Origin of the sequence: Streptomyces canus, assembly GCF_030815415.1 — a bacterium.
GTDB lineage: Bacteria > Actinomycetota > Actinomycetes > Streptomycetales > Streptomycetaceae > Streptomyces > Streptomyces canus_F.
In genome coordinates this window covers 5,385,953-5,402,055 of the sequence record NZ_JAUSWW010000001.1, presented here as the reverse complement: position 1 = coordinate 5,402,055, position 16,103 = coordinate 5,385,953, and the positions used below count along the sequence as shown (strand labels likewise).

13 protein-coding genes, 1 tRNA gene and 1 pseudogene are annotated in these 16,103 nt (G+C 70.5%); 5 read left to right on the top strand and 10 right to left on the bottom strand.

Annotation, left to right across the window (positions count from 1 at the left end; genetic code table 11):
- Positions 1-15: 15 nt before the first annotated feature.
- Both QF037_RS25085 and QF037_RS25080 read right to left on the bottom strand, forming a co-directional pair.
- Positions 16-1,239, bottom strand: a complete 1,224-nt coding sequence (locus tag QF037_RS25085; protein ID WP_307028826.1) for an alginate lyase family protein — start codon at positions 1,237-1,239, stop codon at positions 16-18.
- 84 nt (positions 1,240-1,323) lie between these two features.
- Positions 1,324-2,439 (bottom strand): dihydrofolate reductase family protein, encoded by a 1,116-nt coding sequence (locus QF037_RS25080; protein ID WP_307028824.1) that lies wholly within the window; start codon positions 2,437-2,439, stop codon positions 1,324-1,326.
- Positions 2,440-2,508: 69 nt separating this feature from the next.
- On the opposite strand from QF037_RS25080, the gene QF037_RS25075 reads away from it, so the two are divergent.
- The 3 genes and pseudogenes from QF037_RS25075 to QF037_RS51475 all read left to right on the top strand — a co-directional run.
- Complete coding sequence (locus QF037_RS25075; RefSeq protein WP_307028822.1) at positions 2,509-3,021, top strand: MarR family winged helix-turn-helix transcriptional regulator; 513 nt, start codon at positions 2,509-2,511, stop codon at positions 3,019-3,021.
- Between the two features lie 107 nt (positions 3,022-3,128).
- On the top strand, positions 3,129-3,770 hold the full coding sequence (locus tag QF037_RS25070; RefSeq protein ID WP_307028820.1) for a GTP cyclohydrolase II: 642 nt from the start codon (positions 3,129-3,131) through the stop codon (positions 3,768-3,770).
- Positions 3,767-4,129: pseudogene (locus tag QF037_RS51475) on the top strand (MMPL family transporter); the annotation flags it as partial. The gene QF037_RS25070 and the pseudogene QF037_RS51475, both read left to right, overlap by 4 nt.
- Positions 4,130-4,337: 208 nt before the next feature.
- Here the strand turns inward: QF037_RS51475 and QF037_RS25060 are convergent.
- Complete coding sequence (locus tag QF037_RS25060) at positions 4,338-4,991, bottom strand: response regulator transcription factor (RefSeq protein ID WP_307028818.1); 654 nt, start codon at positions 4,989-4,991, stop codon at positions 4,338-4,340.
- Positions 4,979-6,133: a sensor histidine kinase gene (locus QF037_RS25055; protein WP_307028817.1), complete on the bottom strand. Its 1,155-nt coding sequence runs from the start codon at positions 6,131-6,133 to the stop codon at positions 4,979-4,981. The genes QF037_RS25060 and QF037_RS25055 overlap by 13 nt, the downstream gene beginning before the upstream one ends.
- Before the next feature lie 207 nt (positions 6,134-6,340).
- On the opposite strand from QF037_RS25055, the gene QF037_RS25050 reads away from it, so the two are divergent.
- Positions 6,341-6,967 (top strand): restriction endonuclease, encoded by a 627-nt coding sequence (locus tag QF037_RS25050; RefSeq protein WP_307028815.1) that lies wholly within the window; start codon positions 6,341-6,343, stop codon positions 6,965-6,967.
- 240 nt (positions 6,968-7,207) lie between these two features.
- Here the strand turns inward: QF037_RS25050 and QF037_RS25045 are convergent, their stop codons facing one another.
- The 6 genes from QF037_RS25045 to QF037_RS25020 all read right to left on the bottom strand — a co-directional run bounded on the left by QF037_RS25045 (position 7,208) and on the right by QF037_RS25020 (position 15,618).
- On the bottom strand, positions 7,208-8,032 hold the full coding sequence (locus QF037_RS25045) for a hypothetical protein (RefSeq protein ID WP_373463814.1): 825 nt from the start codon (positions 8,030-8,032) through the stop codon (positions 7,208-7,210).
- Between the two features lie 38 nt (positions 8,033-8,070).
- The gene (locus tag QF037_RS25040; protein ID WP_307037355.1) at positions 8,071-10,308 is read right to left on the bottom strand and encodes a glycoside hydrolase domain-containing protein; all 2,238 of its coding nucleotides are present in this window, start codon (positions 10,306-10,308) and stop codon (positions 8,071-8,073) included.
- A 483-nt stretch (positions 10,309-10,791) separates the two neighbouring features.
- Positions 10,792-10,867 (bottom strand) — tRNA-Lys (locus QF037_RS25035).
- Positions 10,868-10,976: 109 nt separating this feature from the next.
- Positions 10,977-12,530: an amino acid permease gene (locus QF037_RS25030; RefSeq protein ID WP_307028813.1), complete on the bottom strand. Its 1,554-nt coding sequence runs from the start codon at positions 12,528-12,530 to the stop codon at positions 10,977-10,979.
- A 130-nt stretch (positions 12,531-12,660) separates the two neighbouring features.
- Entirely contained in the window at positions 12,661-14,826 is a 2,166-nt protein-coding gene (locus QF037_RS25025; protein ID WP_307028811.1) for a DEAD/DEAH box helicase, read from the bottom strand.
- A 264-nt stretch (positions 14,827-15,090) separates the two neighbouring features.
- Positions 15,091-15,618, bottom strand: a complete 528-nt coding sequence (locus QF037_RS25020) for a hypothetical protein (RefSeq protein ID WP_307028809.1) — start codon at positions 15,616-15,618, stop codon at positions 15,091-15,093.
- 127 nt (positions 15,619-15,745) lie between these two features.
- Here QF037_RS25020 and QF037_RS25015 point away from each other — a divergent pair, with 127 nt between their 5' ends.
- Positions 15,746-16,096: a metallopeptidase family protein gene (locus QF037_RS25015; protein WP_307028807.1), complete on the top strand. Its 351-nt coding sequence runs from the start codon at positions 15,746-15,748 to the stop codon at positions 16,094-16,096.
- Positions 16,097-16,103: the final 7 nt, after the last annotated feature.

The window sequence follows — 16,103 nt, the reverse complement described above, 5'->3', positions numbered from 1 at the left end:
CGCTGACCTGCGTTTTCAGCTGCCGGGATTGCCCGCGTGGGTCAGGGTCTCCCAGGACACGAACAGATTGTCGGTACCGGCAGGCCGGGTCTTCTCGGCGAGCCGGTGGGCGGCCGGGACGGAGACGTCGAGGCGGTTCTCCAAGTGGTTGAGGGCGACCTCCAGGTCGGGGCCCATGTTCCGGTCCACCTTCCCGCCACACAGCCACGCGGGCGCTGGCTCACCGGACTGGTACCGGGCGTGGAAGGCGAGCGCCGACTTGAGCCGGTCCTTGACCTCGCCGTACAGGTCGACGCCCTGGTGCCAGGCGGTCTCGGCGATGTGGGCGGTGGCGGCGATGGAGTAGCCGACGTGCTTGAAGTTGCGGCAGGTCTCCTGGGAGACGCCGTCCTGGTACGTCTTCTGCCCGAACCAGTACGTCGTCAGTTTCGTCGGCGTGTTCACCCCGGATCCGGCCGGGGTGAGCGGCACCCGCCCGTCCTTCTCCAGGTAGAAGTAGGCGGGGACACGCTCCCGGAACCGCTGGAGCGCGTGGTCGAAGGCTTGGTGGTCGTCGAGGAAGACGGCCATGCCGATGGCCGCGTCGGTCATGACGAGGTCCCAGTTGCCGTTGTAGTCGGGGATCTTGCGGGTGACGGCGGGCAGATACGCGGTCCGCAGCATCGCCTGGAACCGCGCGACCCGGTCCTGCGGCCACCCCGCGCCCGCGCTGTGCCGCACGATCTCCGCGGCCCGCGCCCAGGTCGCCCCGGCCCACCCGGTCTGCAGCCCGGCGTCCTCCTCGGTGTGCTTCCGCATCCTCGCCGACCAGGCGTCCATGATCTCCCGCGCCTTGACGGCATGCCGCTGCTTGCCGGTGACGCGGAAGAGGAGCGCCTGCGTATAGGCGGCGATCGCGTCCTCACGCTCCTCGACGCACCCGTGCGCGGGCCGGTCGGCGCGCTCCCCACCGGGACAGTCCACGCTCGCGTACGGCTCGGCCCGGTACTTGTACGCCCCGTACTTGCTGTCCCTCATGTCGAGGTACGCCTTCAGCCACGGCTGCTTCCCCGCGGTGACCTTCTCCCGTACGGCGTCCAGCTGGGCGTCGCTCACCAGCACTCCGGGGTGCGTGAACGCCGCGTCGGGGGGCAGCGCACGGGCCATGGTGCGGGTACCGGCGTCGGTGGTCGCACAGGCGGTGGCGAGAAGGGGGGCGAGCAGAAGCGCGACGGCGGCACGGAATCGGGCTGACCTCATGGTGGCAGCGTCACCCTGCGGGGAGCGGCGCGCAGGAGATGTTGGGCTGATCGGTCCGTCACCCGGCGTCCGAGCGGGTGAGGCTCACCCCAGCAGAGGAAGATTCGGCCTCTTGGCCTGCTCCTCGAACTCCGGCAGCACCACGACGGACACCCCGGCCGCCGCCAGGAGCCCACTCCCGTCGGCCCCTTCCACGAAGGTGTCGGGCTCCCGCCAGGCCGTCACCACCCGTCGCACCCCGGCGTCCAGGATCAGCCGGGCGCAGGGCGCCGGGCGCGAGGCTCGCTGCGCGCACGGTTCCAGGCTGGAGTACACCGTCGCCGAGGCCAGCCTCGGATCCCCCGCGTCGATCTTCGCCAGCGCCGCCTCCTCCGCGTGGACCACGGGGTCGCCCCCCTCCCTGGAGTGCCCGCGCGCGAGTTCCGTGCCGTCGGCGGCGACCACCACCGCGCCCACGCTGAACGCGGTCCGGGACGGCGGGCACAGGGCGGCCAGGTCGCAGGCGAGGCGGAGCCAGTGGCGGTCGGCGGCGGGGGCGCCGGGCGCGGTGGGCTCGTAGCGCATGAGGACGACGTCCTCGATCTGCCGGGACTCGACCAGCCGCAGGCGTCCGCCCTGGTAGGCGCCGGGGCCGAAGAGGCGGGGGGCGGTCGCGTCGCCGACGAAGAGGGGGGCCAGGACCAGTTGGAGCTCGTCCGCCAGGCCCTGCTGGAGGAGCTGGGTGTGGATCTTGCCGCCGCCCTCGACCATGAGGCGCCGCACCCCCCGGGCCCACAGGTCCGCCAGGAGGCCGGGCCAGTCCAGGTCGGCGCCCAGGGAGACCACATCGGCCGCCAGACCCGCCGCACGGGCCCGCTCCGCGCCCTTGTCCGTCGTATAGACGACCTTGTCGCCGCCGGTGTGCCAGAACTTCGCGTCGGGGTCCAGGTCGCCCGAGCCGCTGACCGTGACCTTGAGGGGGTACTCCGGCTTGCCCGCCGCCACACGGGCCGCGCGCCGCTCGGGGGAGTTGACGAGCAGACGGGGGTTGTCGGCGCGGATCGTGCCGGCGCCGACGAGGATCGCGTCGACCGACGCGCGGACCTCGTCGACACGGTCGAAGTCGGCCGGGCTGGAGAGGAGCAGGCGGTCGGGGCCGGTGTCGTCCAGGTAGCCGTCGAGGGAGACGGCCGCGGAGAGGAGGACGTACGGGTGAGACATCGGGTGCGGTCCCTCTCACGGTGACGGGCGGGGCTTGGTTCAAGTTTGAAACAAACCTACACTGGTGGCATGACGACTCGCTGGCTCACTCCCAAGGAGCAGCGCGCATGGCGCGCGTACCTCGCCGCGTCGCACCTCCTCGAGGACGCGCTCGACCGGCAGCTCCAGCAGGACGCCGGCATGCCCCACCTCTATTACTCCATCCTCGCCAATCTCTCCGAGGCGCCGGAGCGGCGGATGCGCATGACCGACCTCGCCGAAAAATTGAAGATCACGCGGCCCCGGCTGACGTACGCCGTGACGCGGCTGGAGAAGGACGGGCTGGTCGGACGCGAGAGCTGCCGGTGGGACAAGCGCGGCAGCATCGCCGTACTGACCACGGAGGGCTTGGCGGTGCTGGAGCGGGCGGCGCCGGGGCATGTGGAGACGGTACGCGCCGCCCTGTTCGACCGGCTCACCGAGGAGCAGGTCGGACAGCTGGAGGAGATCTGCGCGAGCGTCGCCGACGGGTTCCAGGGGGACGAGGGCACCGCACCCGAGGACGTCCCGTGGCGGCGACGGTCCTCCCCTTCCTGTTCGTGACGAGCGCCATACACCTGTTGCTTCAAATTTAAAACATGGGGTAGGGTCTCGAACCGTAGACCTGCTTCAAATCTGAAGCAGATATGCCTGAGGACCGGAGTACCCGCATGACCGACATCCCCGCCGCAACCCAGCGCTCCCGTGTCCGCGTGCCGCTCCGCTTCGGGGACGGTTACAGCGTCGACTCCGAGCTGGTCACCTTCCACGGGCTGGCCGACGGCCAGGAGCACGTGGCGGTCGTCCTCGGCGACCCGGCTCCCGGCACCGTCCCGCTGGTGCGGCTGCACTCCGAGTGCCTCACCGGTGATGTCTTCGGCTCCGCCCGCTGCGACTGCGGCCCGCAACTGCGCGAGGCGGTCGAGCGGATAGCCGAGCGCGGCGGCGTCCTGCTCTACCTGCGCCAGGAGGGCCGCGGCATCGGCCTCTACAACAAGCTCGACGCGTACGCCCTCCAGGACCAGGGTCTGGACACCTACGCCGCCAACACCGCGCTGGGCCTGCCCGAGGACGACCGCGACTACACGGCGGCCGCGCAGATGCTGCGGTCCCTGGGGATCGGCTCGCTGGACCTCCTCTCCAACAACCCCGACAAGGCGGGCCAGTTGCGCGACCTCGGCATCGACGTCCACGACCGGGTGCCGACCGGGGTCTTCACCACCGCCCACAACGTCCGTTACCTGCGTGCGAAGGTCCTCCAGACCCAGCACACGCTGCCGCTGGGCGAGTTGACGGAGCTCAGCGTCGGCTGAGCCTGTTGTGGGTGGCGGTGCTGGGCGCCGTCGGCTTCGCCGCCACCAAGGCGAACCACCCCCGCCGACGAGGGCTTCACGATGCCCGGCATCGAGTCCCAGAAGGCGTTCGACCTGATGGAGGAGCGTTTCCCGGGGGCCGCGGCCGACGGGGCGGGCGCCCGGATCGTGTTCATCGCGCCGACAACAGGGCGGCCGTCGAGAGACTCGTCCCCTCCACCGCCGACGGCTCCCAAGTGGCCTCCGCCGTCGACCCGTTCCAGGCGAAGACCGTCAGCGAGGACGGCACGACGGCGTACGCGACGGTCTCCTTCAGCGCCACGGCCGACGATCTGACCGACGCCTCCAAGAGCCACCTCGTGACGCCCTGGCCACCAAGCCCTCGGCCGGCGATGCTGGGCGTGGAGTCCACCGGCCCGATCATGAGCATGATGCCGATCTTCCTGGTGGGCATCGTCTTCGGGCTGGCGATCGCGGTCCTCTTCGACGCCTTCGTGCTCCGCATGGCGATCGTCCCGGCGATCCTGGCCCTGCTGGGCCACAGGGCCTGGTGCCGTACAGCGAGCGCTATGCCTGAGGTGTGTGCGCCAGGTACGCCAGCACGGCCAGCACCCTGCGGTGGCCGCTGTCGCTCGGCGGGAGGCCCAGCTTCAGGAAGACGTTGCCGATGTGCTTGTGGACGGCGCGCTCGGTGACGACCAGGGTCTTGGCGATGGTCGCGTTGTCGTGGCCCTCCGCCATGAGCGCGAGGGTCTCGCGCTCGCGCGGCGTGAGGGAGTCCAGCGGGGTGTTCTTGCGGCGGGTCAGCAGCTCGGTGACGACCTCGGGGTCCAGGGCCGTACCCCCGCCCGCGACCCGCTCCAGCGCGTCGAGGAACTCGTCGACCCGGCCCACCCGGTCCTTCAGCAGATAGCCGACCCCGCTGGTGCCGCCGCCCAGCAGCTCGGCGGCGTAGGACTCCTCGACGTACTGCGAGAGCACCAGCACCGGCTGCCCGGGGAACTCCTTGCGGGCCTCCAGCGCGGCCCGCAGCCCCTCGTCGCGGAAACCGGGCGGCATCCGCACATCCAGGACGGCCACGTCCGGCCGCTGTTCCCGCAGGGCCGGCATGACCTCGGGCCCGGTGCCGACGACGGCCACCACCTCGTGCCCGGCCGAGGTCAGCAACAGGACGAGGCCCTCCCGCAGCAGGGCGTTGTCCTCGGCGATCACCACACGCACGGCAGCTCCACTTCGATCACGGTCGGCCCCCCGACGGGGCTCGACACGTCCACGGTCCCGTCGAGCGCGGCGACCCGGCGCCGCATGCCGAGCAGTCCGGAACCGGAGGTCTCGTCGGCACCGCCGCCGCCCGCCACATCACTGACCCGCACCCGCAGTCCGCGCTTCGTGCGTACGAGCCTGACGTCGGCCCGGGGGGAGCCACTGTATTTGGCGGCGTTGGTGAGGGATTCGGCGACCACGAAGTAGGCGGCGGCCTCGACTGCGGCGGGCGCCCGTACGCCCTCGTCCATCCCGCCGTCGTCGATGGCGACCTGGAGCCCGCTGCCGGCGGCCAGCGCGCGCACGGCGCCCACGAGCCCCCGGTCGGTCAGGATCGGAGGGTGGATGCCGCGCACGACGTTGCGCAGCTCCGTCAGCGCCTGCTCGGCCTGGTCCTGGGCCTCGTCCAGCAGCTTGCGGGCCGTGTCGGGGTCACGGTCGTAGGCCCGCTTGGCGAGCCCGATGCGCAGGGACAGCGCGACGAGGTTGGCCTGGGCTCCGTCGTGCAGGTCCCGCTCGATACGGCGGAGTTCGGCGCCGTGCGCGGCGATGGCGTCGGCGCGGGTGGCGGCCAGCTCCTCGACCCGGCGGGTCAGCCGCGCCTTCGGGGACGGCTTGAGCAGGGCCGTCGACCAGTCGGCCTCCAGGTCCGCGACCTTCTCGATGAGCGGCAGTACGACGGGCTCCCGGCGCAGCAGCCCGCTCCACACACCGTCGACGACGAGCCCGACGGGCCACAGCGGCAGCGCGACGAAGAGCAGGGCGCCGTAGAGGTAGTACGCCACCATCCACCGGAAGTCGGTCAGCGTGCCGGGGTCCCTGACGGCCGTACGGAACCGTTCCCGGACGGTCCCGGTCAGCGGCTGGTACGCCTCGGGGATCCGCACGCCCGTCCACGAGGCCGTCAGCTGCCGCTTGGCCCCGGCGATCCGTCGTATGAGCAGCAACGTCTCGGGCAGCAGCCAGGCGCCGACCACCGCGAGCGTGCCGATGGCGGTGATCAGCAGCACGCAGATGAAGATCCACATGCCGAACGCCATGGCGGCGGCCAGCAGGAGGTGGCCGGTGGCCTGCGCGGCCCGCCGCACGGTCTTCCACATGGGGGCAGGCTAAATGACCAGGGTGCCGGGACACGGTGGTGCGGGCTCCACTGCTCGGGTGGAGCCCGCTCCACCCTCCCCGGGCGCCGGAGAGGCGCACGCCCCGGGCATGCGAAAACACCGGAACGGGCTGTTCACCGGCATAACGGTCACTCACCCCGCGCCCCAGTGGTAGATCTCTCCACCTGGCACACCTTGGGGGGATCCATGCGCGCGCCCACACGCGACCTCGTCCGGCCGTCCGAACCGATCGGAGTCGCGGGCTGCCTCTACGCGGTCGCCGCCCTCGTCCTGCTCCCGGCGGCGCTCCTCGCCTGGGCCGACGGCAACGGCGCGGGCGCCTTCTTCATCCTCCTGCTCCTCGTGGGCGGCGGCCTCGCACTCGGCAAGCGCCGGGCCCGCCAGGCCGCGGAGCTCCATCGCGTCCGCTCCCTGCGGTCCACGGAGGTGGCGCGCTACCACGCCATGGGCTCAAGGGAGTTCGAGCACGCCGTCGCGTTCCTCTGCGAGCGCGACGGCTGTCTCGGGGTCCGGGTCGTGGGAGGCGCCGGGGACCTGGGCGCCGACGTCGTCGCCGATGCCCCGGACGGGCGTCGCGTCGTCATCCAGTGCAAGCGCTACGGCCCGACCACCAAGGTGGGCAGCCCGGATCTCCAGCGGTTCGGCGGCACTTGCTACAGCGTCCACGGCGCCCAGGTCGCCGCCGTCGTCACCACGTCCGTGTTCACCAAGCCCGCGGCCCAGTACGCGTCCGGTACCGGGATCCGCCTCTTCGACGAGGCCGCCCTCGCCGCCTGGGCCACCCGCACCGGCCCGCCGCCGTGGGGTCCCTAGCGGCCGGCAGGCCTCCGGGAACGCCGAAACCCCCGTTCCCCCACGGTCGCTGCCACGTTCGTCCGCTCACGCATCGCTCACGCAGGAAGGCCGGCTGAACAGCCCTTTCAGCGTCGCCGCCGCCGCTCGGCCAGACAGGGAGGCGCGCGGCTCACGGATGGTCTGAGGGGCGCGCAGCGCCTTGGCGAACGCCAAGCAGGGGCTCGCTGCCGTCGGCAGCGAGCCCCTGCTTCCTATCGCTTACGCCGTGGTGCTCTGGCGCCGTGCCAGAGCTTCGGCGGCCTTGCGCCGGCTGCCGGAGAGCACATTCACCTGGGCGCCGGCCCCGGCGCCGGGCTCCAGTCGCCAGCCGCGGATCCGCGCCGCGACCTGGGCCAGCCGCTTGTCGCCGGGCCGCACATCGATGGAGAACAGCGACTCGTCGGGCGTACGGTCGTCGCCGCCCCAGCGGACGATGCCGTCGAGCTCGGCGAGGATGTCGCGGATCACGACCTCCTGCTGCGGGAAGAAGCCGCCGCGTACGCCCGCCGGGTAGAAGCCCGGCCGGACGCGCACCGCCGTGCCGGACGCCAGGTTGGACTCCGCACGGCCCTTGCGGACCTTCGACGGGGCGTGCCAGCCGGTGACGTCACCCCGGCGCAGGGGGTCAACCTCGTAGTGGAACCGGCGGACCAGGTGGACGAGTACGGTCTCCACGTCGCCCATGCGGACGGCGACACCCTTGAGCGGGGTGCCAGGCACGGGGCGGGTGTAGACGGTGCCGCCGTCGTCGGCGACGGTCTCCATCTCCCAGCCGTTGTGGGAGCGCGTGCCGGCCAGCACGCGCCGGGTACGGTCCTGGGCGCTACTGACGGCGTCCCGTACACGGGACGGAATGGTGCCGTCCTGGTCGGCCTGTGCGGAGGAGAGGAAGCGGGAGAAGGGCAGGGCGGCGACGGCGGCGACGCCGGTGACGGCGGCGGCACGGCCGAGCAGAGCACGCCGGCCCAGGCCACGGCGGTGCGAGAACGCCGACGAGTGCCGGCTGCGGTCGCGGCGGGGAATCTGGGGGATGTTGAGCTTCAACGGAGTCTCATTCCGGAGTTCAGGCGGGCGCGCATGGGTCAGGCGTTGCGCGCGATGCTGTTGTACTTCTCGAAGAGCTGGTAGACGGCCATGCTCTGGTGCGTCTGCGCCTCCTGGTCGGGGTCCCAGGCTCGGTAGCGGCGCAGGAGTTCGGTGATCTCGAACTCGGCGAGGCCGAGGCGCATGGTCCGCGGGGTGGTGACGCGGTCGCCGGGGGGCAGCCAGCCGCCCGGCCGGCCCCGTAGGTCCCACAGGTGGATCAGGGCGACGGTGCGCACGGTGAACGCGTTGTCCTTGTTCAGCCGCTGCCACACGGACCAGATGTCGGCGTCCTTGCCCGCATCGAGGTGCTTGCCGGTTGTGTAGCCCCAGCCGATGCAGTGGTTCCAGGCCTGGATGGCGTCGGTGCCGCTGATCTCGGCTATGCCGGTGTGCGAGTCCTTGACGGTGCCGGAACCGGAGAGGTGGTAGCCGACGACCTTCTGGTCCACGGCCTGGTCGGCGAGGCTGTAGTCGCGCATCGCCCAGTAGACCGCTGTCTGGATCAGGGCCTTGCGCATGGTGTACGTGTTCGACAGCTGGGTGATCAGCTCGTCCTGGTCCTGGATCGCGTCGACGGCCTGGGAGTTGGAGTAGAGCTTCGCGTCGGTGCCGATGCCGCCCGCGTCGGCGTAGCCGATCGACTGCATGTACCGGGAGAGGTCGGATCTCAGGGACGGCAGGTAGCTGCGGTCCAAGGCGACGTCCGGCACGGCGGGGCGCGGCCGGTTGAAGGAGCCCTGCCCGGTGTCGCGCCCCGAAGCGATGTTGATGTCGATCGAAGCCAGTTGTGCGTCGTCCGAGCCGAGGGTGCGGATGACGAACTGGTCGTAGGCCCAGTCGTCGGGCAGCTGATGACCGGCGTTCCCCACGAAGCCCGGGGACATGTCGGCCAGGAAGCTCGCCGTCGAGTAGCCGGCCCCGCCGACCCGTGCGCAGACGTCGCGGGAGCCGTACACGCCGATCTCGTAGGGGTTGCCGGAGTCCGCCATCGCTTCGTTGATGCCCTTGAAGTGGGGCAGAATGCTCTCGGTGATCTGGTCGTCGACCGCGTCGAAATCAACGGAGAAGAAGATCCGCGTCCCGTTCTTGAAGCCGTGGTCCAAAGCGGCGTTGACCGCGGCGTACCCGGCGGTCCGCCCGGCCGCGTAGTCGAAGTCGGAGACGTCGTCACCGGTGGTCTGGTAGATGGGGAAGCACCGCAGACCGTTCTCGGTGATCGTCTGCAGTTCTCCGGGCTGGATCGCCTTCTCCGGCAGGGACTTGCCGCTCGGGTTGGTGAGATAGCGCCCGACGTACTTGATGCCCGCCGCCTTCAGCGTCGCGGCGCGTGCGGGCGTGATCTGCACGATGCCGTCGCAGGCCTGGCCCTGGCGGGACTGGTCGCCGAACGACGCAAGCAGGGACGCCCACGTGGAGAAGTCGCCGTCACCGGTCGACGGGAGGGCGACGAAGGCCTGGAAAGCCCGGACAGCGGCGGCCAGAGGCGATTCGAAGGAGTCGGAAAGAGCGACGGGCCGCCGGTTGAGCACCATCCCCGCCGAGAAGAGGGACACCCACACACTCTGGTCGCCCTGCTTCACGGGGTGCGACTTCAGGCCCGACTGGGTACCGGGCCCGAAGTTGCCGTTGGCGGTGCCGTCCGCCATGCCCAGCTCGTACTGGATGCCGAGGAGCAGCCCTTTGAAGGTGGCCGCGGAGCTCTGCCCGTCACAGGCGACGACGAAGTAGTCCTGGCGGTCCACGTACCGGCCGTTGAGCCACCGCTGCACGTCCCGGACCTGGTCGGAGCCGGAACCGGTGATCACATACGCGTCCATGGTCAGCAAAGCTTTGAACACCTTGGGCGTCAGGTCACTGCCGGGAAACGCCTTCTCGACGCCTATGTCGGTCTTCAGTTTGGTGACGGCCGCTTGGACGCGCGCGCCGTACGTACCGTCGAGGTCGCTTCCGTCGTACCCCTTGCAGTACAGGCCGGCCTGAATGATCCGGCAGAAGTCCGGGGAGGGAACGGTGTCCTGATCGAGTTTCGGGAACTTGGCGGCCAGCGTGGAGAGCGTGCCGGGGCCGAAGTTGTCGGACAGGGGGGTGATGCCCAGCTCGTACTGCAGGGCACGGGTCAGGGCGTACATGGTGGCCCAGTCGGCTTCGCCGCTCTCCTCCACGGTCGTGCCGGTACGGCTGCCGTAGACGGAGTTCACGAATCTCTGGGCCTTGAGCACCATCGCGTCGCGCATGGGGGGTTCACTCACTTTCGAGGGAGTGACCGCGCCCGTCGCAGCCCTGTCACCAGGTTCCCCCCGGCGCCGGGCGAATGGTCGATCTCGTGGTGAGGTTGATCGTATGTCCGGTTAAACCGCTAACTGTGCGGTACTTGGGAGGGTTCGAGGAGGTTCTTGTGATCACTGGAGAACCGCCGGTTCATCCCGCGGCAGACGGCGACGGCCCTCCGCCCGCAGGCAGGGACCGCCGCACTCCGTTCACGCCCAGCGACGACCGCCTGTACGTGATCTTCCACCTGATGGGCACCCGCGGCCCCCGCCACGGTGAGGCGGTCGGCCGGCACGACCGACCGGCTCACGACGCCGGCGTCGCGGCTCTGCCGGACATCCGCTCACGCATGCTCACGCAACCCCCCGAACATGCCACAGCGCCCGAGCCGACCGAAGCCGACCCGAGCGCTGCACAGCAGGTCAGAGGGCAGATCCCCTGACCACCACTGGTAGGCCCTGTGGGACTCGAACCCACAACCAATGGATTAAAAGTCCACTGCTCTGCCAATTGAGCTAAGGGCCCAGGCGATGTTGCCTCCCCGAGCATAGCCGGACGCGGCCGAGTCTCCGATCGGGTATCGGTGACACGGCCGCGCCGGAAGAGACCGGGCGAGTGGAAGTCGCCCCAAAGATCACGGATCAACCGGTTCCGGCGCCCCCTTGCGTGCCGCCTCGCGGGCCCGCGTCCGCTCGTGCTCGGGGTTCAGGAACCAGTGCCGGGCCGAGGCCAGCCACCAGGCCGCCGCGAAGCCCAGGACCCCCAGAACGGCGATCGGCGCGTAGTTGAAGGTCTCCCAGGTGACCGGCGAGACCTGCGGCAGCATGAAGAGAACCGTGATCACGCCGACCCACACCACCGACACCACACCGATGGCCCGGGACCAACGGCCCAGATGCCACGGCCCGCGCTCGAAGGCCTCGCCCTTGCGCAGCCGCAGCAGCGTCGGGATGACGTACGCGATGTACAGCCCGATCACCGCCACCGACGTCACCGCCGCGTAGGCCGTGTAGTTGATCAGATACGGCAGCCCCAGGACCAGCGCCCCCGTAGCCGCCAGCCACACGGCCGCGACGGGCGTCCGGGTGCGCGGGCTGACCGTGTGCCAGATGTGCGAGAACGGCAGCGCGCCGTCACGCGAAAAGGCGTAGATCATGCGGCTGTTGGCCGTCACCGAGGCCATCCCGCAGAACAGCTGCGCCCCGATCACGACGAGCAGCAGCAGCTTGCCGGCGGTCGCGCCCAGGGCGTCCAGGAGGATCTGCGCCGGGGGCGCGCCCGTCGAGGAGTTCAGCGCGCCGTCGTAGGACTGGATCGCGAAGGTGAAGCCGAGCAGCAGCACGAAGCCGGCGATCCACGACGTCCAGATCGACTGCACGATCCCCTTCGGACCGGCCGTCGAGGCGTCGTGGGTCTCCTCGGTCATATGGGCGGAGGCGTCGTAGCCGGTGAAGGTGTACTGGGCCATCAGCAGGCCCAGCGCGACGACGTAGACCCCGCTCCCCCAGCCCGTGTTGTTGACGAACTCCGTGAACACGAAGGACGCGGACTGGTGGTGGTCCGGTACGAAGGTCAGCGCGCCGACGATCACCGCCACGCCCACCACGTGCCACCACACGCTGACGCTGTTGAGGAGGGCGACGATCCGTACGCCGAAGGTGTTCAGCAGACCGTGCAGGACGAGGATGCCCGCGAAGAGCAGGATCGTCCGGCCCGGTGTCACCTCGAAGTCGAACTGCAGGTTCAGGTACGCGCCGAGGAAGGACGCGGCACCGAAGTCGATACCGGCGGTCACCGCGACCTGGCCGAGCACGTTGAACCAGCCCGTGAACCACGCCCAGGCGGCCGCGGTCCGGCTGGGGGCGAGCTTGTGCGCCCAGAAGTACAGGCCCGCCGACGTCGGGTACGCCGAACAGATCTCGGCCATCGACAACCCGACGAACAGCGTCATCAGGCCGACCGCGACCCAGCCCCAGATCATCACCGAGGGGCCGCCGGTGTTCATCCCGAACAGGTACAGCGTCAGACAGCCCGACAGCACCGAGATGATCGTGAAGGAGACCGCGTAGTTGGAGAACGCCGACATGCGGCGGGCCAGAACCTGCGTGTAGCCGAGCTGGGCAAGGCGTTCCTCGTCGGAGAGTCCGGAGACCTTCGACTGCCCACTCGCTATGTCGTCATCTGTCATGCCCCCAGCAATTCCCCTGCCGAGGGCGTGACACACGTCACAACTTGGCTAGAACCTTTCGCGAAAGGGTCGCAAAAGGGCCCCTGCGACCGAAGTCGCAGGGGCCCTTTCAGAGTCGGTTCAGCCGACGTCAGCCGTTGCGCTTCCAGCGCGGCTTGTCGTCGCGGCGGCCGAAGGAGGAGCCGGAACCAGAGCCGGTACCGGTACCGGTGCCGGTGCCGCGGTGGTCGTCGCGGCGGAAGCCGGGGCGGTCGTGGCCGCCGGAGCGGAAGCCCGGGCGGTCGTCGCGGCGGTCACGGTTGAAGGGGCGGTCGCTGCCACGGTGGCCGCCGCGCTCGTCGCGACGCTCGAAGGAACGGCCGGCCGGGCGGTCGGCGGGACGGTCGTCGCGACGGAAGCCGCCACGGTCGTTGTCCCGACGCTCGAAGGAACGACCACCACGGTCGTCACGGTCACGGTTGAACGACCCACCACGGTCGTCACGACGCTCGAAGGAACGCCCACCGCGGTCGGCCGGACGGTCGTCCCGACGGAAGCCGCCACGGTCGTTGTCCCGACGCTCGAAGGAACGACCACCACGGTCGTCACGGTCACGGTTGAACGACCCACCACGGTCGTCACGACGCTCGAAGGAACGACCACCACGGTCGGCCGGACGGTCGTCCCGACGGAAGCCGCCACGGTCATTGTCACGACGCTCGAAGGAACGACCACCACGGTCGTCACGACGGTCGTCGCGACGGAACCCGCCACGGTCGTTGTCCCGACGGTCACGACGCTCGTACGAGGAGGAACCCTCCGTACGCTCGGCCTGCTGCGCCACCGGCTGCTCCGGCACGGACGCGGCCTCGGCCTCGGCGGCCACCGCTGCCTGCGCCTCGGCCACCGCGGCCTCCGGGTCCTCGCCACGCTCACGCGCGGCGCGGGCCACGAGACGGTCGGACTCCTCGCGCAGCTCGCTCGCGCGGCGCTGCGCCCGCTCCAGCTGCTGGGTGAGGGAGGTCACCTCGCGCTCGGCCTGCTGCGCGGCGTTGCCCGCGGACTCGGCCTGGACCTCGGTCATCGACCGGGCGCCGGTGATCTCGGCGACCTCGGGGTCGAAGGCGGCGCCGCCCTGGATGATGTGTCGCCCGGCGTCGACGCCCGCGTCCTCCATGAGGCGGAAGATCTGGCGGCGCTGGTGCGGCAGGGACAGCGACACGACGGTGCCGGTGCGGCCGGCGCGGGCCGTACGGCCGGCGCGGTGCAGGTAGTCCTTGTGGTCACCGGCCGGGTCCACGTTGAGCACCAGGTCGATGCCGTCGACGTGGATACCGCGCGCGGCGACGTCGGTCGCGACGAGCGCGTTGACGTAGCCCTTCTTGAAGTCCTCCAGCACGCGGGTACGCGCGCCCTGCGTCATGCCGCCGTGCAGCGCGTCGGCCTTCACACCGGAGTCGCACAGCTGCTCGGCGATACGGTCGGCGCCCAGCTGGGTGCGGACGAAGATGATCGTGCGGCCCTTGCGGGAAGCGATCGCGGCCGTGACCGGCGCCTTGTCCTTGGGCTTCACGATGAGGATGTGGTGGGACATCGTCGTGACGTTGCCCTGGGCGCTGTCGACCTCGTGCGTGACCGGGTCGGTCAGGTAGCGCTTGACCAGCGTGGAGATCTCGTTCTCCATCGTGGCCGAGAACAGCATGCGCTGGCCGCCGCCGGGGATCTGGTCGAGCAGCTCGGTGACCTCGGGCAGGAAGCCCAGGTCGGACATCTGGTCGGCCTCGTCGAGGACGGCGATCTGCACGTTCTCCAGGGAGCAGGCGCCGCGGTTGATGAGGTCGCGCAGCCGGCCCGGGGTGGCGACGAGGACGTCGACGCCGCGCTCCAGGGCGTACATCTGGTTGCTCATCGACGTGCCGCCGCAGACGACCTTCATCTTGAGGCCGAGGACGTCGCCGTACGGCTGGAGGGCGTCCGCGACCTGCATCGCGAGCTCACGGGTCGGCGTGAGGATGATGCCGCGGGGCTTCTTCTTGTCGGTGTGGCCGCCGGACAGCTTCGTCAGCAGCGGCAGACCGAAGGAGAGGGTCTTGCCGGAGCCGGTGCGGCCACGGCCGAGGATGTCCTTGCCGGCCAGGGCGTCCGGGATGGTCGCGGCCTGGATCGGGAAGGGGGCGGTCACGCCGTTCTGCGCGAGCTTGCGCACGACGCCCTCGGGGAGACCGAGAGTGGCGAAGGTGACCTCGGGGGTCTCCTCGACGATCTCGTTCTCGCCGTTCTCGGGCATGACGGCGTGATCAGAACTGGAAATGGACATGCGTATGCGAAACCTTCCGGAGTCTCGTCGGCACGCGCCCGTCAACTCCGTGATTCGCAATACGACCGCCTCTATGCGGTCAGCCACGGCAAGGGAGAGAACGCGCCACACGGCGCGCTCTACGTTGGCGCCGGGCAAATGGGATCAAACGATCTACCACCTTACGCACCCATCCCCCCGGAAGGCAAACCGGGTCCCATTGACGTACGTCACACCCGGCTCCCGCGGGCATTCCCGCCCCGGAGGAGTGCCCGTCCCGCCGCCCTACGCCGGCGTCCCCGCCGCGGGTGCCGGCTCGCGCTGGGCCAGCTGCGGCTCGGCCTCCTGGTGGGCGGAGGAGGACGGCTCGGCGACCGTGGGTGTCGGGGTGGGCGGGTCCGGGGTCGAAGTCGGCGTCGGGGTCGGCTCGGGCGTCCTCGTCGGGGCGGGCTGGGGCTTCGTCGGGGTCGGCTGCGGCTTGTCCGGCTTGTCCGGCTTTCCGGGCTTGACGTCCGCCGAGGGCGACGCGCTCTCCCCGGCCGACTCCGAGGCCGAGGGCGACGCCGACTCCCCCGCCTTGGCCTTGCCCTTCTTCTTCCCGTGCTTGCCGTCGGCCTCGGCGGCCCCATACCCACCGTCCCCGCCCGACACCGCCGATCCGCCGTCCGGCGCGTCCCCGCCCCGCAGTCCGGCGGAGTGCGACGGCTTGGCACTCTTGCCACCGTCGTCGTCGCCCACACTCATACAGCCGGCGGCAGCGGCGACCGCCATCACCGTGGCGGCCAGACGGACGGGTACGTACAAGGCGCGCACGGGCAGCCACCTCCGAGGGCGGTCGAGAGAGTCAACCTGTTCAACTCCCGCCGCCCACAAGAGGACACGCGCGAGACCCACCCGCACCCGCCTCCGCTCCAGGCACCCCGTCCCCGACAATGGCCCTGTGCTGGAGATGACGCGCGAAGCCTTCGAAGAACTCGTGAGCCAGGCCCTGGACCGGATCCCGCCCGAGCTGACCCGGGTCATGGACAACGTCGCCGTGTTCGTCGAGGACGAACCCCCCGCCGACGACCCCGAACTGCTGGGCCTCTACGAGGGCACCCCGCTCACCGACCGCGGCGAGTGGTACGCCGGCGTGCTCCCCGACCGCATCTCGATCTACATGGGTCCGACCCTGCGCTTCTGCGAGACCCAGGACGACGTGGTGCACGAAGTCGCCGTGACCGTGATCCACGAGATCGCCCACCACTTCGGCATCGACGACGAGCGGCTCCACGAGCTGGGCTGGGGCTGACCGCGGA